Source organism: Dyella sp. SYSU CM1112, assembly GCF_058216415.1.
Genome location: NZ_JBZEGI010000002.1, coordinates 289407 through 310923 on the forward strand (window position 1 = coordinate 289407; position 21517 = coordinate 310923).

Annotated in this window: 18 protein-coding genes; 1 reads left to right on the forward strand and 17 read right to left on the reverse strand. The window is 59.4% G+C overall.

Annotated features, from left to right (window positions below):
* Nucleotides 1-8 precede the first annotated feature (8 nt).
* Together secA and AC4HNJ_RS04395 are read right to left on the reverse strand one after the other, a co-directional pair.
* The gene (gene secA, locus AC4HNJ_RS04390) at nt 9-2735 is read right to left on the reverse strand and encodes a preprotein translocase subunit SecA (protein WP_490478305.1); all 2727 of its coding nucleotides are present in this window, start codon (nt 2733-2735) and stop codon (nt 9-11) included.
* Nucleotides 2736-2973: 238 nt separating this feature from the next.
* Nucleotides 2974-3906 (reverse strand): M23 family metallopeptidase, encoded by a 933-nt coding sequence (locus tag AC4HNJ_RS04395; RefSeq protein ID WP_490478306.1) that lies wholly within the window; start codon nt 3904-3906, stop codon nt 2974-2976.
* Nucleotides 3907-3933: 27 nt separating this feature from the next.
* Here AC4HNJ_RS04395 and AC4HNJ_RS04400 point away from each other — a divergent pair, with 27 nt between their 5' ends.
* On the forward strand, nt 3934-4404 hold the full coding sequence (locus tag AC4HNJ_RS04400; RefSeq protein ID WP_490478574.1) for a DciA family protein: 471 nt from the start codon (nt 3934-3936) through the stop codon (nt 4402-4404).
* Nucleotides 4405-4613: 209 nt separating this feature from the next.
* Here AC4HNJ_RS04400 and lpxC read toward each other — a convergent pair whose 3' ends face one another.
* From lpxC to mraZ, 15 genes are all read right to left on the reverse strand, one after another.
* Nucleotides 4614-5528 (reverse strand): UDP-3-O-acyl-N-acetylglucosamine deacetylase, encoded by a 915-nt coding sequence (gene lpxC / locus AC4HNJ_RS04405; protein ID WP_490478307.1) that lies wholly within the window; start codon nt 5526-5528, stop codon nt 4614-4616.
* A gap of 473 nt (nt 5529-6001) precedes the next feature.
* The gene (ftsZ, locus tag AC4HNJ_RS04410; RefSeq protein WP_490478308.1) at nt 6002-7183 is read right to left on the reverse strand and encodes a cell division protein FtsZ; all 1182 of its coding nucleotides are present in this window, start codon (nt 7181-7183) and stop codon (nt 6002-6004) included.
* Nucleotides 7184-7309: 126 nt separating this feature from the next.
* A complete protein-coding gene (gene ftsA / locus AC4HNJ_RS04415; RefSeq protein WP_490478309.1) occupies nt 7310-8542 on the reverse strand; it encodes a cell division protein FtsA in 1233 nt (410 codons plus the stop codon).
* The gene (locus tag AC4HNJ_RS04420) at nt 8539-9285 is read right to left on the reverse strand and encodes a cell division protein FtsQ/DivIB (protein WP_490478310.1); all 747 of its coding nucleotides are present in this window, start codon (nt 9283-9285) and stop codon (nt 8539-8541) included. The genes ftsA and AC4HNJ_RS04420 overlap by 4 nt, the downstream gene beginning before the upstream one ends.
* Nucleotides 9282-10220, reverse strand: a complete 939-nt coding sequence (locus tag AC4HNJ_RS04425; protein WP_490478311.1) for a D-alanine--D-alanine ligase — start codon at nt 10218-10220, stop codon at nt 9282-9284. The genes AC4HNJ_RS04420 and AC4HNJ_RS04425 overlap by 4 nt, the downstream gene beginning before the upstream one ends.
* Nucleotides 10217-11659 carry a UDP-N-acetylmuramate--L-alanine ligase gene (murC, locus tag AC4HNJ_RS04430; protein ID WP_490478312.1) on the reverse strand — a complete coding sequence of 481 codons (1443 nt, stop codon included), beginning with the start codon at nt 11657-11659 and terminating at the stop codon, nt 10217-10219. Before murC ends, AC4HNJ_RS04425 begins: the two co-directional genes overlap by 4 nt.
* On the reverse strand, nt 11656-12729 hold the full coding sequence (gene murG, locus AC4HNJ_RS04435) for an undecaprenyldiphospho-muramoylpentapeptide beta-N-acetylglucosaminyltransferase (RefSeq protein WP_490478313.1): 1074 nt from the start codon (nt 12727-12729) through the stop codon (nt 11656-11658). The genes murC and murG overlap by 4 nt, the downstream gene beginning before the upstream one ends.
* On the reverse strand, nt 12726-13964 hold the full coding sequence (gene ftsW / locus AC4HNJ_RS04440) for a putative lipid II flippase FtsW (RefSeq protein ID WP_490478314.1): 1239 nt from the start codon (nt 13962-13964) through the stop codon (nt 12726-12728). Before ftsW ends, murG begins: the two co-directional genes overlap by 4 nt.
* Nucleotides 13964-15046: a phospho-N-acetylmuramoyl-pentapeptide-transferase gene (mraY, locus tag AC4HNJ_RS04445; RefSeq protein WP_490478315.1), complete on the reverse strand. Its 1083-nt coding sequence runs from the start codon at nt 15044-15046 to the stop codon at nt 13964-13966. The genes ftsW and mraY overlap by 1 nt, the downstream gene beginning before the upstream one ends.
* Nucleotides 15036-16403 carry a UDP-N-acetylmuramoyl-tripeptide--D-alanyl-D-alanine ligase gene (locus tag AC4HNJ_RS04450; protein ID WP_490478316.1) on the reverse strand — a complete coding sequence of 456 codons (1368 nt, stop codon included), beginning with the start codon at nt 16401-16403 and terminating at the stop codon, nt 15036-15038. Before AC4HNJ_RS04450 ends, mraY begins: the two co-directional genes overlap by 11 nt.
* On the reverse strand, nt 16400-17878 hold the full coding sequence (locus AC4HNJ_RS04455; protein ID WP_490478317.1) for a UDP-N-acetylmuramoyl-L-alanyl-D-glutamate--2,6-diaminopimelate ligase: 1479 nt from the start codon (nt 17876-17878) through the stop codon (nt 16400-16402). The genes AC4HNJ_RS04450 and AC4HNJ_RS04455 overlap by 4 nt, the downstream gene beginning before the upstream one ends.
* Nucleotides 17875-19686, reverse strand: coding sequence for a peptidoglycan D,D-transpeptidase FtsI family protein (locus AC4HNJ_RS04460; protein ID WP_490478318.1), 1812 nt, complete (start codon nt 19684-19686; stop codon nt 17875-17877). Before AC4HNJ_RS04460 ends, AC4HNJ_RS04455 begins: the two co-directional genes overlap by 4 nt.
* Complete coding sequence (gene ftsL, locus AC4HNJ_RS04465; protein WP_490478319.1) at nt 19683-19955, reverse strand: cell division protein FtsL; 273 nt, start codon at nt 19953-19955, stop codon at nt 19683-19685. Before ftsL ends, AC4HNJ_RS04460 begins: the two co-directional genes overlap by 4 nt.
* Complete coding sequence (gene rsmH, locus AC4HNJ_RS04470) at nt 19952-20893, reverse strand: 16S rRNA (cytosine(1402)-N(4))-methyltransferase RsmH (protein WP_490478320.1); 942 nt, start codon at nt 20891-20893, stop codon at nt 19952-19954. Before rsmH ends, ftsL begins: the two co-directional genes overlap by 4 nt.
* A gap of 39 nt (nt 20894-20932) precedes the next feature.
* Complete coding sequence (mraZ, locus tag AC4HNJ_RS04475) at nt 20933-21379, reverse strand: division/cell wall cluster transcriptional repressor MraZ (RefSeq protein WP_490478321.1); 447 nt, start codon at nt 21377-21379, stop codon at nt 20933-20935.
* Nucleotides 21380-21517: the final 138 nt, after the last annotated feature.

The window sequence follows — 21517 nt, forward strand, 5'->3', positions numbered from 1 at the left end:
CTGTGTGATCAGCTCAGCTGGCCGTGGCAATGCTTGTACTTTTTACCCGACCCGCACGGACAAGGATCGTTACGCCCCACCTTCGGTCCGGACACGACCGGCTCGGAGACAGCTGCCGGCTGCGAAGTCGGCGCATCCATACCCAGAGCCCCGCCCGCTGGCGCTCCGCCACCGCTGGCGAGCATCTGGCGTTGCATACGCTCCGCCAAGCGCTGCTGCTCGGCCTCCATCGCCGCGACCTCTTCCTCGCTGCGAATACGGATGCGCGCGAGCATCTGCGTAACTTCGGTCTTGATGCGCGCGAGCATCTGGGAGAACAACTCAAAGGATTCTTGCTTGAAAGCTTGCTTCGGGTCCTGCTGTGCATACCCGCGCAGATAGATGCCTTGGCGCATGTAGTCCATGCTGGAAAGATGCTCTTTCCAGGCGTTGTCCAATACGCTGAGCATGATGTGCTTCTCAAGCTGGCGCATGGTCTCCGTACCGATCTGCTTCTCCTTGGCCTGGAACATGTCCTCGATCAGCGTGCGCACATGTTCAAACACGGAGCCCGCATCAGCCTCCGATTGCTGTTCGAGCCAATGCTTGAGGTCGGCCGAAATGCCGAAGTCGCTTTCCAGTTCGCGCTCAAGCCCGGGAATGTCCCACTGCTCGTCGATGCTGTCGGCCGGCACATGCCGACGAACCAAATCGGTAATCACATCGTCGCGAATATCGGCGATGGTGGCGGAAACATCATCCTCTTCCAGCAGCTCATCGCGCTGGCGATAGATCACCTTGCGCTGGTCGTTGGCAACGTCGTCATACTCAAGCAGGTTTTTGCGGATGTCGAAATTGTGCTGCTCGACTTTGCGCTGCGCTTTCTCGATCTGGCGGCTGATCATGCGATCTTCCAGCGCCTCGTCCTCCTTCATGCCGAAGCGCTTCATCCAGCGAACCAGTCCTTCACCGCCGAAGATACGCAGAAGATTGTCCTGCAGCGACAGGTAGAACCGGGAAGAACCCGGGTCCCCCTGACGACCGGAACGACCACGCAACTGGTTGTCGATGCGACGCGATTCATGGCGTTCGGTACCCACGATATGGAGGCCACCGGCAGCCAGCACCTGTTCGTGACGCTTTTGCCACTCTTCCCTCACGCGTGTGCGATCGGCTGCGCTGGCATCTTGCGGCAACGCCGCCAGTGCGGCTTCCAGGCTGCCGCCCAGCACGATATCGGTACCGCGCCCTGCCATGTTGGTGGCGATGGTGACCGAACCAGGCATGCCAGCCTGCGCCACAATGTGCGCCTCACGCTCATGCTGCTTGGCGTTAAGGACCTCGTGCGGAATCTTCTCCTTACTCAGCAGGTTCGATAGCAGCTCGGAAACATCGATGGAGGCCGTGCCTACCAGAACCGGCTGACCCCGGCGATGGCAATCCCTGATGTCCTCGACAACGGCCTTGTATTTCACATCCTGGCTGAGGAACACCATATCGGGGTTATCCACGCGAATCATCGGCTTGTGCGTGGGAATCACCACCACTTCCAGGCCATAGATCTGCTGGAATTCATACGCTTCGGTATCGGCGGTACCGGTCATGCCGGCCAGCTTCTTGTACATGCGGAACAGATTCTGGAACGTAACCGTCGCCAGCGTTTGATTCTCGCGCTGAATCGGCACCCCTTCCTTGGCCTCGACCGCCTGATGCAAACCATCGGACCAGCGGCGCCCTGCCAGCGTGCGTCCCGTAAACTCATCGACGATGATGACCTCGCCATCGCGCACGATGTAATCGACATCACGCTGGTAAATGGCATTCGCGCGCAACGCTGCATTGAGATGGTGCACGATCGCGAGGTTGCGCGCGTCATAGAGACTGCTGTCCTCGTCGATCACTTTCGCCTGGCGCAGTAGCTCTTCCGCGTGTTGCATGCCCTCTTCGGAGAGATGCACCTGTTTCTGCTTTTCATCGACCCAATAATCGCCGGCACCATCCTCAACCTCCTGGCGTGTCATGCGCGGCACAATTTTGTTTACCGCGATGTACAGCTGAGGAGAATCCTCGGCAGGGCCAGAGATGATCAGTGGCGTGCGTGCCTCGTCGATCAGAATCGAGTCCACCTCATCGACAATGGCATAGTGCAAGCCGCGCTGTACACGCTGCTCCTTGGACAATGCCATGTTGTCACGCAAATAGTCGAAACCGAATTCGTTGTTGGTGCCATAAGTAATGTCAGCGGCGTACGCGGAAAATTTGTCCGCATGATCCATGCCGGGGTACACCACACCTACGCTCAGGCCCAGAAAGTTGTACAACTTGCCCATCTGCGCCGCGTCACGCTTGGCGAGGTAGTCATTGACCGTGACGACGTGCGTGCCCTTGCCTTCCAGAGCATTGAGATAGACCGACGCCGTGGCAACCAGGGTCTTACCCTCACCGGTGCGCATTTCTGCGATCTTGCCCATGTGCAGCACCATGCCTCCGATGAACTGCACGTCATAGTGGCGCATGCCGAGCACCCGCTTGGCGCCTTCGCGCACGACAGCAAACGCTTCAGGCAATAACCTGTCCAGCGCCTCGCCGGCAGCAAGGCGCTGCTTGAACTCATCGGTCTTCCCGCGCAATGCCTCATCGCTGAGCTTCTCGAATTCGGGCTCGAGCGCATTGATGCGCGAGACGGTTTTGGACAGCTGGCGCAGTACTCGATCGTTACGGCTGCCAAAGAGGCTCGTCAGGGCACGGTTAAGCATGATCTTCCGGATCTGGAAACAAGGGACGCCCACCGGGACAACCCGGGACGGACAAAGGTTTGATGATACTAGGGTCCGCCAGGTATCCCAAACGAGGACAGAAGGCTACCGATGGACCACGTCCAAGGGGTGGCGGTACCGCCCCACGCTTTCAAGGGCGCCGCGCAAGTCCCTTTGTTTCTTTGGACAGGCGAACCATTACGCGGCAACGCCATTTCAGCGTCGACGACATGAGACGTCAGCGGTGGCTCCTAACGTACGCCAGCGGATTGACGACGTGACCGTGATACCAGACTTCGAAATGGACGTGAGGCCCTGTGGACCGGCCGGAGGAACCCGCTTCCGCGATTTCTTCGCCGACATGCACATGCTCACCGGGATGCACCAGCAACTTGCTGTTGTGAGCGTAGCGCGTCATGTAGCCATTGCCGTGGTCGATCTCGACGACGTTGCCATAACCATTACGCACGCCAGCGTACGTCACCATGCCCTCGGCAACAGTGCGCACCGGACTGCCGTAAGGCACGGCGATGTCCAGACCCGTATGTCGTTCGGCAAGTCCATCAAAGGGATCGGCCCGGACCCCGAAATAGGATGAAATATAGCCATCGGCTGGCATGCCGGTCGGCTTCAGATCCGAGTCGATGCGTGCATTGAGCAATAAGCTTTGCATAGCGCTCAACTGGGTCTGCTGCGTTTCGAACTGATTGGCAAGCTGATTGATGCTGGCCTCCAGCGTTTGCGGCAGGGCGTAGGCGCTGTTGCCCGTAGTGACCTCCACACCGCCGACCGGTGGTGGCTGGTCAAAATTGAACTCCGCACTATCAAGTTTGCCCACCTGCACAAGACGTTCGCCCAGGGCGTTGAGTCGAGTGGCCTGCGCCTGAAGCTGTCCTAATTTGATCGCCAAGGCATCAAGTTGACGATGGGCATCGTCCTGCAATTCACCTAGCTGCTTTTCCTGCGTCTTCACCTGCCGGTGCAAAGCCGTGATTTCAGTGAGCGCCCGGTCTCGAGGACTTGCTATCGCAAGCGCCATGCCCGCGCCGAGGCTGCCCAGGGCCAACATGACGACCGCACCGATGGCCCACACGCGCCAGCGTAGCCGAGGATTGGCGAGGTCCAATGTCTTGGGCACCTTCCCTGCGCGTGAGACGAGTATGATTTGCATGACTTCTACCGGTTTGAATTTTTGCTGATGCAGCGCGACTCACCTGCCCCCCCTCGCTCCGGTCATGGACTACGGCCCATTACCGAGGTCGGTCCGGTCAACGCGCTAGCCGAGAAGGCTGGCAAGCTGGAGGCGCTTGATCGCGCACTTCGCCAGACATTGCCGCTACCTCTGCGTGACCAGGTCAGATTCGCCAATCTGCGCGACGATCGCCTTGTCTTTCTGGCTTCCTCCCCGGCCTGGGCATCGCGCTTGCGTCTTCAACAGACACAAATCCTCTCTGCCGCCCGTGCCATTGGCACGCATGCTGGTTCGGTTACCGTGAAAGTGGCCCCCCTTCCTCCGCCAGATCTCCCGCCGGAGCAATCAAAACCGCTTTCAGCTGCGGCGGCGCTTCATCTGAAAGCCGCCGCTCATTCAATTCAGGACCCCGAATTGCGGGCAATGTTCCTGGAACTGGCGTCCGTCGCCGAGACTGCGAATTCCACCCCCGAATAGGCACCTTCGAATAGTCCAGGCACCTCCGGAACGAAGGCGCAGGGCACCCCGTCCGACTCAGGAGCCGGATTTATACCACGCCTTAAGCCCCTCATGTCTTCAGGCCATGTCTCAGTAGCGTGAAAGCAGGGGCGACAAAATTGTGAAATGCATCACAAAAAGAAACAGACCGAGCCAAAGGCCCGGTCTGTTGGCAGAAAACGGTTGAATCAGATTGCTTGTGCGGGATGCGCGTAGGAAATCGGAGCAATAGCCGGATCGTCCGGATAGCTGACCTCTTCCCAAGCCGATGCATCGGCCATCAACGCACGCAGCAACTTGTTGTTCAACTCATGTCCGGACTTGTGCGCGTAGTAAGCGCCGATCAGGCTATGACCAAGCAGATAAAGGTCACCGATCGCATCGAGGATTTTGTGTTTGACGAATTCGTCTTCGTAGCGAAGGCCATCCTCGTTGAGCACACGATAGTCGTCCAGCACCACCGCGTTATCCATCGAGCCACCAAGTGCCAGGTTGTGCTCGCGTAGCATTTCAATGTCACGCATAAATCCGAATGTGCGCGCACGGCTTACTTCCTTCACGAAGGAGGTAGTCGAGAAATCGATCTCTGCACGCGACGTGCGCTTGGAGATGATGGGATGATTGAACTCGATCGAGAATCCAACCTTGAACCCTTCAAAGGGCTCAAAAGTGGCCCATTTGTCGCCTTCCTGCACTTTCACCGGCTTCTTGATGCGAATAAATCGCTTTGCCACCGGCTGTTCTTCGATACCTGCCGATTGCAACAAGAACACAAACGGACCCGCGCTGCCGTCCATGATCGGCACTTCGGGCGCCGACAGATCGACATAAGCATTGTCGATGCCCAAGCCCGCCATGGCAGACAATAAGTGTTCCACGGTTGAAACACGTACGTCGCCATTGACCAATGTCGTCGACAGACGCGTGTCACCAACGTGATCCGGTCGGGCGTGAATATCTACCGGAGGATTGAGATCAGTACGACGGAAAACGATGCCGGTATTCGGTGCCGCCGGTCGCAATGTCATGTAGACCTTGTCGCCGGTATGCAGTCCGACGCCGGTAGCACGAATGATGTTTTTAAGCGTACGCTGCTTGATCATTTATTGGGTACCTGTAGGGGCAGCAGCCAGTTCAAGCCAGGATGCTAACACAGTCTTAACCTGCGGAAAAACAAACCGTACCGTACAGTCCGGTCAATCCTTCATTTTCCTTTCATCAAATAATGCGAGTCATTCGCATTTTGACCTGGCAAGCACCACAGGTGAATCAAGCACTTGCGACTTGACACAAAACCCCGCGCCGGGGACGGGAAGTTCCGGCAACGGGATTCCGGATCAGCAGCGCGGAGCTCACTCCACACTTCCGATCATGCGCCATCCATGAATTGCACCGTCTATCGCATTCAACGCATGAACGCGACGCCCAGCCGACATCAGCTGTCCCCCCTTTTTCGCAGCCTGTACTCCAGCGACGATCAGGCAACGGACACGGAGAATACGCCTCCTAGCCCGGCTTAGGGAACACTGACAAGTTAATGCGTCGTTAGTTCATGCCGTTCACATTTCTTTACGTTTTAATCTGCCTGTCTCCGCAAGAACGCGGGGATATCCAAGTAATCGAAGCTCGGATCGGCGCTCTTGGCCTGCCCCTCCCCGCCCCGCGGGTTGCTGGCGACCACTTCCGGCTGGGCATAATCCACCACTTCGTTGCCGGTACCGGTGCGCAATACCATAGGGCGTGGGCGCTGGCGCATTTCCACCTGCTGGGTTACGACCGGACGCATCGGCTGACGGGCAGCAGCCCGATTCAGTCCCGTGGCGACCACCGTCACCCGTACGTCATCCTGCATTTCCGGATCCAGCGAGGTCCCAATCACCACCGTAGCGTCTTCGCTGGCGAAGTCGTGGATGATGCGGCCGATCTCGTCGAACTCGCGCATAGTAAGGTTCGGACCCGCCGTCACATTGACCAGGATGCCGCAGGCGCCATTGAGATTGACGTCTTCCAGCAGCGGATTGTTGATAGCCGCTTCCGCCGCCGCCTGTGCACGGTCGTCGCCGCGAGCCGTACCCGAACCCATCATCGACAAGCCCATTTCGCTCATAACCGTGCGCACGTCGGCGAAGTCGACGTTGATCAGGCCGGGGCTGGTGATCAGGTCGGCAATGCCCTGCACGGCTCCCAATAGCACGTCATTAGCCGCCTTGAACGCATTAAGCAGCGTGACTTCGCGGCCCAGTACCGAAAGCAACTTCTCGTTCGGTACCGTGATCAATGAATCAACATGCTGTGAGAGGTCTTCAATACCCTTCAAAGCCACCTGCATGCGACGACGGCCCTCGAATGGGAACGGCTTGGTGACCACGGCCACCGTGAGGATGCCTTTTTCCTTGGCCAGCTGGGCGACAACCGGAGCCGCTCCGGTGCCCGTTCCACCGCCCATACCTGCGGTGATGAACACCATATCCGCACCCTCAAGCATTTCCTCGATGCGTTCACGGTCTTCCAACGCGGCCTGACGCCCCACTTCTGGATTGGCCCCTGCACCCAGCCCCTTGGTGACATTGGCACCAAGTTGAAGATGCACCCGACTGCCGCATCCCTTCATAGCCTGTGAATCTGTATTGGCGACGACGAACTCGACGCCTTCGATGTTGGAGTTAAGCATGTGCGCTACGGCGTTACCGCCGCCACCGCCCACGCCGACGACTTTGATCACCGCATTGGGTGCCAGTTTTTCGACCAATTCAAACATTTCCCGTCCTCCGTAGAGCTTTCGTTGTCGTTGTAACCACGGTACGGCTCCTTGCCTCCCGCGGTGATGAGCGAACCTCCATTCGCCCTGGCTGCGCCTCCTGCGCCGCCTAAGTCACGTACCGCTTTAAAAATTCTTCGTAATCCAACTACGCAGCTTGTCGACCAAGCCACCAACACTGCCACCGCCCGATGGGTTGACCCGCATGCCGCCCGAGCGCGCGCCATGCAGCAGCAAGCCAACTCCGGTGGAATGCAGCGGATTGGCGATCACCTCGCCGAGCCCGTTGACGTGCTGCGGCACGCCGACACGAACCATCTTGTGAAAGATTTCTTCCGCTAGCTCCAGCGCACCTTCCATGCGCGAAGCGCCACCGGTAAGTACAACGCCTGCCGCCACCAGGCTGTCGTAACCGGAGCGGCGCAGTTCGTCCTGCACCATTTCGAAAATCTCCTCGTAACGCGCTTGCACACTCTGCGCGAGGGACTGGCGCGCCAGCCTGCGAGGAGGCCGATCACCCACACTCGGCACCTGGATCGTTTCCTCGGCGTGCGCCAACTGCGCCAAGGCACAGGCGTATTTGATCTTGATTTCTTCGGCATGCGCCGTTGGCGTGTGCACGCCGTAGGCGATGTCATTGGTCACCTGGTCACCGCCAACCGGGAGCGATTTGGTGTGGCGAATGGCGCCTTGTGTATAGATGGCAATGTCCGTGGTGCCTGCACCAATGTCGACCAGACACACACCCAGTTCACGCTCATCATCGGTCAACACCGCTTTCGCACTGGCCACCGCCGAAGGCACAAGCTCATCGACGGAAAGACCGCAACGCTGGATGCACTTGCTGATGTTTTGCACCGCTGCTGCCGCGCCGGTGACCAAATGCACTGACGCTTCCAGGCGCACGCCGCTCATTCCGACAGGCGAGCGAATGCCATCCTGACCATCAATGCGATATTCCTGCGATTCCTTGTAAAGGACTTTACGATCCGCTGGAATCGCTACCGCACTGGCCGCTTCCAGCACCTGCTCCAGATCGCCCGGCGCCACTTCACGATCGCGGATAGCCGCCGTTCCGTGCGAGTTGCGCGTTTCCAAATGACTGCCGGAGATCGAGGCATACACCGAGCGGATATCACAGCCAGCCATCAACTCGGCTTCCTCCACCGCTCGTTGAATCGAGTGCACCGTGGATTCGATGTCTACCACCGAGCCGCGCTTCATACCGCGTGACACATGGGAACCGATGCCGATAATTTCGATCGGCTCGCCCGGCTCATACTCGCCCACGATCGCCACGACTTTCGACGTGCCAATATCAAGACCAACGACCAATTGCTTTTCGTTTTTGCCTTTCATGTGCGGGGCGTGCCTCCGGCGATAGGAGCGGTCGGGGCGGCCGTCGCTTGCGGCCATTTCACGGCAAAGCCGTTGGTATAACGAAGATCGGCGTATTCGAAGATTTGATTGTGGCCGGCGATAACTTGTGGATATACGTCAAGGAAGCGCCGCAGGCGGCGACCCGCCTGATTACGGTCACCGATCACGATCTGCGCCCCCGTGTCAGTCGCTACGCTCCAGCTTCCACGCTCCGTCAACGTCACGCCGGCGATCTTCAAATGTGTTCCAGCGAAAGCCTTTTGCACATCGGCGTAGAAGCTCACGACCTCGGCAAGGTGATCATCGGGGCCACGCAGATCCGGCAATTGCTTGTAGCTAGCGGCATCCGGCACGCTGAAGACCTTGCCTTCACGGCTGATCAGCTGCTGCATGTTCCAACGCGCGAATGGCTGTCTTTCATAGACGCGCAACAACAACATGTCGGGCCAGCGCTTGCTGGCCTCAACCGATTCCACCCAAGGCAGTGCCGCAACCGCCTTTTGCACGGCGTCGAGGTTCAAGGCAAAAAAGCCCTTGCCCAAGTGAGGCAGCACGGCTGCGCGAATCTGCTCCGCGCTCACATGCTTGAACTCGGCTTGCACCGTCAACTGGGTAACCGGCCAACGGTTGGCGGCAAACCAGCCGCACAACACACCGACGATCGGCAAGACCACCAACGCGATGGCCAAGCACCAGGCGACGAGGCGGATGCTTCCCCTCATGCACCCTCCCTGAAACTGGTCTCAAGCACGCGCCAACACAACTCCTGATAATCAACACCGGCCACAGCGGCGGCTTTGGGCACCAGCGAATGCGAAGTCATGCCCGGCGCGGTATTGACTTCCAGCAGCCAATTGCGCCCTTGGCGATCACGCATGACGTCGACGCGCCCCCAGCCATAACAGCCCAGTGCGTCGAACGCCTCAAGTGCCAATGCTCGCAACGATGCTTCGGCTTCGCCTTCCAGCCCCGGGCAGATATAACGCGTGTCTTCCGCCACGTATTTGGCGTTGTAATCGTAGAACTCGCCCTTGGGCACGATATGGATGCTCGGCAATACCTGGCGACCGAGCAGACCGACCGTCAGCTCATCACCTTCGATCAACGTCTCCATCAGAAGATCACCCGGATACTTCTCCGCCAGCGCAACCGCCGAATCCAGATCTTTTTCTTCGAAAACGCGTGTCACACCGACGCTGGAACCTTCACAGGCGGGCTTCACGATCAAAGGAAAACCTATTTGCTGCGCGGCAGCGTGCACGTCAGCCCCGCGCGGCAACGCCACGAACTTCGGCGTCGGTAAACCCAGCGACTGCCACACACGCTTGGAACGTGTCTTATCCATCGACAGCGCGGAACCCAGCACACCTGAACCGGTGTAGGGCACATGCAGCGATTCCAACGCACCTTGCAATACGCCGTCTTCGCCACCGCCATGCTGACCATGCAGAATGTTGAACACCCGTGCGAAGTGCCCGGCGCGTAGCGCATCCAGCAAGGCAGGTATGCCATCGATCGCTTGCGCATCGACACCACCCGCCCTCAATGCGCCAAGCACGTTGCGACCAGAATCGAGCGACACCTCGCGCTCGGCCGAACTGCCGCCCATTACCACAGCGACACGGCCAAATTGTGCGGGGTCCGTAATCTTTCTCATGATTCGCTCGTCCTCAAATGGCCGATATGCGCCAGCTCCACGGCCGCGGCACCAATGTCGCCCGCGCCAAGCAACAGCAACAGATCGCCGTCCCGCAATAGCGCCGGCAAGGTATCTTTCAGTTCACGCGGATGGCTGATCAGCACCGGGTCGACCTTGCCACGCGCCCGTACTGCTCGCGCCAGTGCCCGACCATCCGCGCCCGCAATCGGCGCCTCACCCGCCGGATAAACGTCCGTCAGCACCAGCACGTCGGCTTCAGCCAGCACTTTTGCGAAATCATCGAGCAGATCACGCGTACGGCTATAGCGATGCGGCTGGAAACCCACCACCAGGCGACGTTCCGGCCAACCGCCGCGCGCAGCGGCGAATACGGCAGCGATTTCGCGTGGATGATGCCCATAGTCGTCAATCAACATGACCTTGCCCTGATCAAGAGCGATGTCGCCACGCCGATGAAAACGCCGACCGACCCCCTGGAAATTGGCCAATGCGTGCGCAATAGCCTGCGCCTGCACGCCAAGCTGCCAACCGATCGAAGCCGCCGCCAACGCGTTCAACACGTTGTGACGTCCGGGCAAATTGAGCGTGACTGCCATGGGTGCGTCAGCACCCGGCAGAAGCAGATCAAAATGCATCTCGAAGCCTTGCTGCCGTACGTGGATCGCACGTACATCGGCGTGTTCGGCATCGATGCCGTACGTCATCACACGACGCGTGGTGAGTTTGGCAAGCTCGGCTACTTCGGGATCGTCGATGCAAAGCACCGCCAGACCGTAGAACGGCAGGCGGTGAAGAAAATCCGAAAATGCTTTGCGGACGAGTGCAAAATCGCCCTGATAATTTTCCAGGTGATCAGCATCGATATTGGTAATCGCTGCAATCACCGGTGATAGAAGCAGGAATGAACCGTCCGATTCGTCCGCCTCGGCGACAATGTATTGCCCCGTACCCAACCGCGCATTCGCGCCCGCGGCATTGAGCTGACCGCCAATCACAAACGTCGGATCGTAATCGGCTTCGGCCAATACACTGGCAGCCAGACTTGTCGTTGTGGTTTTGCCGTGCGTGCCGGCGATGGCGATGCCTCGGCGGAAGCGCATCAGTTCTCCGAGCATTTCAGCGCGCGGAATCACTGGAACGCGCGCTTCGCGCGCGGCAACCAACTCAGGATTGTCGCTCTTGATGGCGCTCGACGTTACCACCACGTCCGCGTCGCCAATATGCGCCGCCGCGTGTCCAATCCGGACGTCGATACCAAGCTGACGCAAGCGTTGCGCCGTAGGCGATTCGCTGCGATCCGAACCGGATACCGCATAACCGAGGTTATGCAGCACTTCGGCAATCCCACTCATACCGACGCCGCCGATGCCAATGAAGTGCACCCGGCGGAAAATGCTCATCAAGTCCTCATGGGCCAGCAGACGACGCGGAGTCATGCAGCCACCTCCACGCAAGCGCGCGCGATATCTGCGGCGGCATTCGGCTTGGCCAATGTACGTGCCGCTTCTGCCATGACAAGCAACGTGGTGCGATCGCCCAGCAAGGTCATCAAGCGTTGCGCCAGCTGTTTCGTATCCAGATCACGCTCCTGTATCAATTCGGCGGCACCCGCAGCAACCAGCGCTTCGGCATTGCGTGTCTGGTGATCGTCCACGGCATAAGGAAAAGGCACTAGGATGGCACCCAGCCCACAGGCGGTGAGCTCGGCCAGCGTCAACGCACCTGCACGGCAAATCGCCAGATCAGCCCACGCATAGGTACCTGCCATATCCTCGATGAATGGGACGATGCGTGCCTCGACGCCCGCATCCGCATAGGCCTTGCGTGCCTCGTCAATGCCACGATTGCCGCATTGGTGCAGCACGTCCGGTCTCAGTTGATCGGGCATCAGGGCAAGTGCCTGGGGTATCGACGCGTTTAACGCACGTGCTCCCAAGCTGCCACCTAATACCAACAAGCGTGGCTTACCTGTACGCCCCGTCATGCGCTGCGCAGGCGGTGCAAGCGATGCAATCACGGCACGCACCGGATTGCCCACCCATTCGGCATTCGGAAGGCTGTCCGCGAAACCGGCCATTACACGACGCGCGTGCACTGCCAACTTCCGGTTAGTGAATCCAGCGACACGATTTTGTTCATGCACCAAGAGCGGCCGACGCAGCAGTCGCGCTGCGACCCCTCCGGGTCCCGCGACATACCCACCCATCGAAAGCACGCTACGCGGCTTCAGCCGATACAAAACGCTCAACGATGAGAGCAAAGCGCGCAGCAGCATCCATGGCGCCAGCAAGCGCGTCTTCCAGTTTTTGCCGCGCAAACCGCCCACGGCGACCGTGTGCAGCTCGATACCATGCGCGGGCACGACCTTGGTCTCCATGCCACCTTCCGCGCCCAGCCACACCACCGGCACGCCTTGCGCACGCAGCGTCTCCGCCACCGCAAGGCCCGGGAAAATATGGCCGCCAGTGCCACCAGCCATGATCAGCACGGGGGCTTGCGTGCTCATGCCGCCACCGCCTCGCGCTCACGCGCGGTTGCCGGGTTCGCATCAGGCACAGCCACCGCGGGTACTCGCGTCGCCATCTGTCGTGCATCAAGCGCGCGATAGATCTCGAACGTAGCGCGCAACAGCACACCGGCCATGGCACACGTGAGTACGATCGAAGAACCGCCATAACTGATCAGCGGCAATGTAAGCCCCTTGGTCGGCAGCGCACCAAGATTCACGCCGATTGAGACCATTGTCTGCAGGCCGATCATCAATGAGATGCCAAAGGCAATGTAGCCGGCAAAGCGCTGACCGACCTCGACACCTTTGAGCCCTATGTGCAGACCACGCCAGACCACCAGGGCGAACAGACACATCACCGATACGATGCCCACCAGCCCCAGCTCTTCCCCGATTACTGCAAAGATGAAATCGGTGTGTGCTTCCGGCAGGTAGGACAACTTCAATACGCTCGATCCCAAACCCACACCGGTCCATTCACCGCGGCCGACCGCCATCAGCGACTGGGTGAGCTGAAAACCATCATTGAAGGGATCTTTCCAGGGATCCATGAACGAAGTCAGGCGCTTCATGCGATAGCTTTCGCTCGTTGCTGCAATCGCAAGCAAAGGCATGAGCGGCAAGCCCATGATGAAGAGAAAAATGGGCCGCGCGCCGCCCAGCCATACCATTGCAATTGCGACCGCGATCACCAGCGTCGCTGAACCGAAGTCCGGTTGAGCCAGAAGCAACAGTACGATCACCCCCGATACGGCGATCGGTTTGATCAAACCCAGGAAGCGCGTCTCGACGCTTTCGCGGTGACGCACCAAGTAGCTCGCCAGATACACAACCAGAATTAACTTGACCGCTTCAACCGGCTGGAACGACGTCACTAACAGGTTGAGCCAGCGGCGAGCGCCGTTGATGCGCATACCCAGATGCGGCACAAATACGGCCAACAACGTGATGAAGGCCACGAGCATCAGCAAAAAGGCGTGTTTCTCCACCACCTTCAGCTCAGTACGCATGGCGACGCCGGCCGTGACAAGCCCGATCGAGAGATACATCAAATGGTGCTTGAGGTAGTAAAACTCCCCCATGTGCATGCTGTCGGCGACGGCGATCGAGCTCGACGTGACCATGACGACACCCACGCAAGCAAGAGCGATCAAGGCCACCAGCAATGGCAAGTCGAACTTGCCACGTGGGCCCTGTCGCCGTTTCGCTTGCGATGTGCCGAAATCGAACATCAACGCACCTTCAGCGTCGCCAGACCAATAAGCACCAGCACCACACTGATGACCCAAAACCGCACGATGACCCGAGGCTCGGGCCAGCCTTTCAATTCGAAGTGGTGATGAATCGGCGCCATGCGGAAGATGCGCTTGCCGGTCAGCTTGAAACTCGCGACCTGCATCATCACCGACACGGTTTCCATCACGAACACGCCGCCCATGATCAGCAGCACGATCTCCTGGCGCACGATCACCGCAATCGCCGCCAGCGCCGCACCGATGGCCAGCGCACCAACATCTCCCATGAAGACCTGTGCGGGATACGTGTTGAACCACAGAAACCCCAAGCCCGCTCCCGACAGCGCACCACAAAACACGGCGAGCTCACCCGCGCCCGGAATAGCGGGAATACCCAGGTATTCGGAAAACACACGGTTGCCGGCGAGATAGGCAAATACACCCAGAGCCCCCGACACCAATACCGTCGGCATGATCGCCAGACCGTCGAGGCCATCCGTGAGATTTACCGCATTGGAAAAGCCTACGATCATGAAATAGGCAATGACGATAAAAAACACCCCGAGCGGCACGGCTACATGCTTGAACACCGGCACATAAAGCGCCGTCTCGGCCGGAAGCAGCGCCGTGTGGTAGAGAAACCACGCCGCACTTATGCCGAATACCGATTGCCAGAAATACTTCCAGCGTGAGGCCAGTCCACGACTGTCTTTCAGCACCAATTTGCGATAGTCGTCGTAGAAGCCGATAGCGCCGTAGCAAATCAGTACCGCCAGAACCAACCATACATAGCGGTTGTCGAGATCTGCCCATATCAACGTGGCGATCACCACGGAAAGCAAAATCATCACGCCACCCATGGTGGGAGTGCCCGCTTTGGACAGATGGGTTTGCGGCCCATCCTTACGCACCACTTGCCCCGCCTTGAGCGCCGCCAGCTTGCGAATCACTGCTGGTCCGAACAACAGCGATAGAGCCATCGCCGTCAACGCGGCCATGATGGTGCGGAAGGTGATGTATTGGAAAAGACGTGGTGTCGCAAAATGTCTTGCCAACCAGTCGGCGAGCTCAAGCAGCATGGGGAGCGCCCTCCTTCGACCGATTGCTCTTGAGAGCGGCCACCACCTCTTCCATACCCGATGAGTGCGAACCCTTTACCAAACAAGTCACACCGGCATGCAACTGCGCGTGCAAGGCGTCGATCAGCGTCTTTTTGTCCACATAGTGAGTGCCGCCCGCGCCGAATGCTTCGATGGCGGCTGCGCTCAGAGGGCCTGTCGCGAACAGTTTCTGGATGCCTCGCTCATGTGCATGACGCCCCACGCCAGCATGCAGTGCACGCGCGTCAGGTCCGAGCTCGGCCATATCACCCACCACCAGCCAGCGCTCGCCTTCCGCCAGTGCAAGCGTATCGATGGCCGCATGCATGGAGCCGGGATTGGCGTTGTAGCTATCGTCAATCAACGTCCATCCATCCGGCATGGTGATGCGCCTGAGTCGTCCCTCGACTGCGGTCACTTGCTCCAGGCCATCGACGATGGTGTCGAGCGGCACATTCAATGCCAATGCGATGGCGCTCGCGGCAAGGGCGTTGGCAATGTTGTGACGACCCGGCAGGGGGAGGTGCACATCGGCGTCGCCGTGAGGTGTGCTGAGCACGAAATGAGAGCCATCAGCGCGTTGTTCCAGAATTTCCGCACCGACGTCAGCCTTGTGATCCAATCCGAACCGGAGCACCTGACGTCCTCCCGCGAGTCCGGTAAAGAAACTGGCGAAAGCGTCGTCCGCATTGATGACGGCCACACCATCGGCTGGCAGTGCGCGATAAACCGCTCCCTTGGTTTCCGCCACCACTTCAATCGTGCCCATGCGCTCAAGATGCGCGGGGGCGATAAGATTCACGAGACCGATATCGGGCCTTGCGATAGCAGCGAGATATTCGATATCACCAGGCTTTCCCGCTCCCATCTCCAGCACTGCGTATTCGGTATCCTCAGGCATCCACAATAAAGTGAGCGGCAGGCCGATCTCATTGTTGTAACTGCCGGTGTTGACATGCGTACGCCCGTGCCGCGAAAGAATCGATGCCGTTAGCATCTTCACGGTGGTTTTACCGTTGGAACCGGTGATCCCAATCACTCGTGCGTTGCGTTGGGCGCGTACCGCGCTGGCAAGGTCGCCCAGGGCCAGTTCGGCATTTTCCACCTGCACCTGCGGCAGGTCGCTTTCCACCACACGCTCCACCAAAGCAGCCGCGGCACCGCGAGCTTTTGCGTCACCGAGATAATCGTGGCCATCCACCCGTTCACCTTTGAACGCCACGAACAGATCGCCGGGCTTCACCTTGCGCGAATCAATCGCGACACCGGTAACACTGCTGTCCGAACCGATCAGCCGTCCGTGCGTCCACAAGGCAATGGTGCTCAACTGCATCATGCGTGCTTCCCCAATATAGCTCGCGCTATCGCCATATCATCAAACGCACGCTTGCCGCTCGCGCCCTCCTGATAGGTTTCGTGGCCCTTGCCGGCAATCAACACCACATCCCCGGCACGCGCGATATTCAACGCAGCACGGATCGCCGCTTCGCGGTCGCGCAGCACGGTGACACGTTGCGGTTGCGACATACCGGTGAGAATCTGCGACACGATGAGGTCACCGTTTTCTCCGCGCGGATTGTCGTCGGTCACGATCGGCATATCGGCCAAGCGCTCGGCGATGGCGCCCATTTGCGGACGTTTGCCCGCATCACGCTCTCCGCCGCATCCGAATACGCAAATCAATCTTGCTTGGCAATGCGCCCGCAATGCGTGCAGCGCTTGCTCCAAGGCATCCGGCGTATGCGCGTAATCGACGACAACCAGCGGCGAACCATCAAGACCGCCTATGCGGTTCATGCGGCCATTCACCGGTTCGAGCGCTTCGACCGCCTCGACGATACGATCGAATGATTCACCCAGGGCGCCCAAGCAACCCACGACGGTGAGAAGGTTTGCCACATTGAACCGGCCAAGCAGGCGACTACGAATCCGCCGCTCGCCCCACGGCGAACGAAGCTGAAATACGATGCCTTCCGCCGACGTGGCGACGGCATCGGCCACTATCTCTGCCTGTTTGTTGCCATGGCTGCTGAGGCGCCATGCGCTCACTGTGGGCGGCAATTGTTCGGCCAACGCATGACCAAATGCATCGTCGATATTGATCACCGCAGCGCTCAAGCCAGGCCATGCGAACAGCTTTGCTTTGGCAGCGCCGTAAGCCTCCATCGTGCCGTGATAGTCCAGGTGATCGCGGGTGAGATTCGTGAACGCCGCCACGTCGAACGAAGTAGCCGCCACACGCCCTTGCTCAAGTGCATGCGACGACACTTCCATAGCCACATGCGTAGCGCCGTCGCGACGGAATTCAGCGAGCAGGCGCTGCACAGCAATGGCATCCGGCGTGGTGCGCTCTCCCTCTTGCAACTGGCCGTGCAGACCCGCACCGAGTGTGCCGATCGTCGCCGTGCGATGGCCCAGCTTCTCCAGCGCCTGCGCCAACAATTGCACGGTGGATGTTTTGCCATTGGTGCCGGTAACGCCGATGACGGTCATCGAGTTGGACGGACGCCCGAAGAAACGCGCTGCGATCTCACCTACGAACGTATGCAGACCATCGATCCACAGCACGGGTACACCAGGATCTTCTGCCTCACGTGGCGGCGGCGCTTCAGCCAGCACCACGGAGGCACCGCGCTGCGCTGCGCTGGCTGCGAACGCAATGCCATGGCCGCGTGTGCCACGCAGCGCAAAAAAGGCGTCGCCGATGCGCACGCTGCGGGAATCGAGCGAGAGCCCGGACACTACGACGGGCCCTACGGCCTTGGTTTCCGCGATGCCTTGCAACAGATGATCAAGACGCTGGCCGCTCATGGTCCGGCCACCTCGGCAGCCGATGTATCGTCTTGAGTACCTTGCGGCGGCGCGTTACCCGCCAGGCCACCGCCGGCCTGAAGGGGACCGCCGGCGTACCAACGCCCGATGTTGTCGGGCGGCACGTCCAGCAAACGCAAAGCGCCATCCATCACGCGCTGAAACACCGGCGCGGAGACGGCACCACCGAAGTAGCCCTTCTTGGAATTGTTGATGATGACCACGCCGACCAACCGAGGGTCGGTCGCCGGAACGATCCCGGCGAACAACGAGTTATAGCTGTTCTTGGAGTAACCACCGGCAACGGCCAAATGGGCCGTGCCCGTCTTGCCCGCCACAATGTAATTGGCGATCTGCGCACGAGTTGCCGTACCACCTGGGGCCGTTACTGTTTCCAGCATCGCGACTAGCTCATGGGCAATCTGCGGCGAAATGATCTGCTTAGGTGGATTGTCATCACCCTTGATAAAGGTGGGCGGATGCATGACGCCGTCATCGGCCAACGTCGCATAGGCGGTCGCGAGTTGCAGGGGCGTGACGTTCAGGCCATAACCAAACGCCATCGTCGCCTTTTCCAGCGGACGCCACGTACGCCCCACCTTAAGGAAGCCGGAAGACTCACCGGGAAAACCACTGCCCGTGCTTTCTCCAAAACCGAACGCCCGATAGACGTCGTAGACAAACTGCGTGTCGAGAGAGAGCGAGATTTTCGCGGCGCCGATGTTGCTGGATTTGGTCAGCACGCCGGTTGGCGTCAACAAGCCGTTCGGATCGTCGTCACGGATGTCGTGGCCATAAAACATCCAATGTCCATTGCCAGTATCCACCAACGGTGTTGTCGGCGTGTACTTGCCGCTGGAAAGTCCAGCGGCAAGCGTGAACGGCTTCATGGTTGAGCCGGGCTCTACCACGTCGGTCACGGCACGATTGCGACGCTCGGCCGGCGTCGAGTCGGTCACCGCATTCGGGTTATAGGTGGGCAAGCTGACCATCGCCAGGATCTCGCCCGTGCGCACATCCAGCACCACCATTTCGCCGGAATCGGCGTCGACGTCCTGAATCTGCTTGTTCAATTCACTGTAGGCGAGAAACTGAATACGACGGTCGATACTCAGCGTGAGGTTTTGACCAGGCTGAGGAGCACGTACTTGCTCCACGTCCTCCACGATGCGACCCATGCGATCACGAATCACGCGCTTCGCACCGGGCTTGCCCGCCAACCAACTATCAAAGGCAAGCTCCAGACCTTCCTGGCCGTGATCGTCGATATTGGTGAAGCCGAGAACGTGCGCAGTCACTTCACCGGACGGGTAGTAACGCTTGTATTCACGCTGTCCGTCGACGCCAGGTACACCGAGGGCCAGCACGGCCTGCGCTGCATCTGGACTCATCTGCCGACGCAAATAGGTGAATTCGCGATCAGCGCGCCGCTCCAGGTAAGACTTCAATTCATCGGGAGTAGTGCCGAGCGCCTGTGCCAAAGCGGGGATGCGATCGGCATTATCCAGCACCTCCGAAGGTACCGCGGTGATGGAAACCATCGGCGTGGAGACAGCCAACGGCTCGCCGTTGCGATCGAAAATCGTGCCGCGCGACACCGGGATCGGCACGACGCGCAGAAAACGCGCATCGCCCTGATCCTGATAAAACTGTTTCTGCACGACCTGCAAATCAAATGCCCGTGCTACCAATCCCGCCATGGCGGTGGCAAGCACGGCGACTACCAATACCATGCGCCGGCGCGTGCTCGGACCCGTGCCCTTTCGGCGCCCGGTTGTATGAGCAGCAGGACGCGGGAGCCTATTCATTGCCGCACCAATTGGGTGTCTTGCGGACGCGGCATGAACATGCCGAGCTTGGTGCGGGCTTCGTCATCGATGCGGCGCGGCTCGGCCCAAGTGGCCTGCTCCAGCTCAAGCTGACCGTATTCGATATTCAATGCATCGCGCTGACTTTGCAGCTGAGTAAGCTGCACGAATAACGCGCGGCTCTGATGGCGCGTCCAGACGACAGCAATGGCACTCACCATCATCGCAGCGAGCAGGAGCAGCAAGCAGAAGATGCCAATGGTCTTCACGCTTGACTCCCCTCCCCCACTTTTTCGGCCACACGCAATACCGCCGAACGTGCGCGCGGATTGGCAGCCTGCTCAGCCTCGGAAGGAAATTGCGCCTTGCCTACGGACATCAGGCGTGCAGGCGTCGCCGCCACGGGTGGACCACGGCGGCTACCCTGTATCCGTCCGGAGTGATCGCGAATGAAGAGTTTCACCATGCGATCTTCCAGCGAATGGAAGCTGATCACCGCAAGGCGGCCGCCGACGTTGAGTCGATCCAGTGCCGCATCAAGTCCGCGCCGGAGGGCATCCAATTCGCCATTCACCTGGATACGCAGCGCCTGGAAACTACGCGTAGCCGGATGCTTGCCTGGCTCACGGCGGCCGATCACGCGCTCGATCAACGCGGCCAATTCGCCCGTGCGCGTGATCGGCGATTCAGCACGGCGCTCTACGATAGCGCGAGCAATCTTGCGGCTGAAACGCTCCTCGCCAAACGTCCAGAGCACGTCGGCGATCTCCCGCTCATCGGCCCGCGCAAGAAAATCGGCAGCGCTTTCGCCCTGAGTAGGATCCATGCGCATGTCCAGCGGGGCGTCCGCCATGAAGCTAAAGCCGCGATCTGCCTCGTCCAATTGCGGCGAAGACACACCCAGGTCGAGCAATACGCCATCCAGCCCCGGCATGGTTTCATCCCAATCGGCCAAGGTGGAGAAATTGGCGTGGCGGATAGATACACGCAGATCGCCGGCAAACTCTTTTTGTGCCGTGGCGATCGCTTGCGGGTCGCGATCCATCAGCAATAAGCATCCATCGTGGCCAAGGCGCGACAACACCGCGCGAGCGTGACCGCCGCGTCCAAAGGTGCCATCGAGATAACGCCCGCCTTCCCGCACGGCGAGACCCTCCACCGCTTCATTCAGCATCACCGGGATGTGCCGCAATACGTGCTCGGCCATGCCGCACTCCCGCTCTTGTTCGTCATCACCTGCTGCCAGTCAGAGGCGCAGGTCCGTCATGTCTTCGCTGATCTCGTCTTCGCCGATCGTCTGGCGAATCTTGGCCAGGTGGGCTTGTTCGCTCCAAAGCTCGAACTTATTGCCCATCCCCAGTAAAACCGCCTTCTTCTCGATACCGGCTGCCATGCGCTGGCTTGCCGGCAACAAGATGCGTGCCGCGCTGTCCGGCTCGACCATCGCTGCCGCGCCGACCAACTTCATCTGTAAGGCACGGTGCACCGCCTTGACGCTCGGCAATGCGTTCACCTGATCGCGCACCCGTTCCCATTCAGCGTGCGGGAACAGCCACAAGCAGCCCGACTCGAAGGGGTTGTAGGTCACCACCAACCGGTTCGCGCAAGGTCCCGCAACCAGCTCCCGATATGCGGTCGGGATAGCCAGACGGCCCTTGTCATCGACAGTAATGGCGGTTTCGCCCTGAAACACGATCCAGTGAACTCCACGAAATCCCACGATTTCACACTGGGACCCACGATAGTCTCGCCCTTTGAGACTGTCAAGGATTTTTTGCTTGTGAATCAAAGAGAAAGGCGAGGTTGTGGCGAATTTTCCAGTACTTTCTAG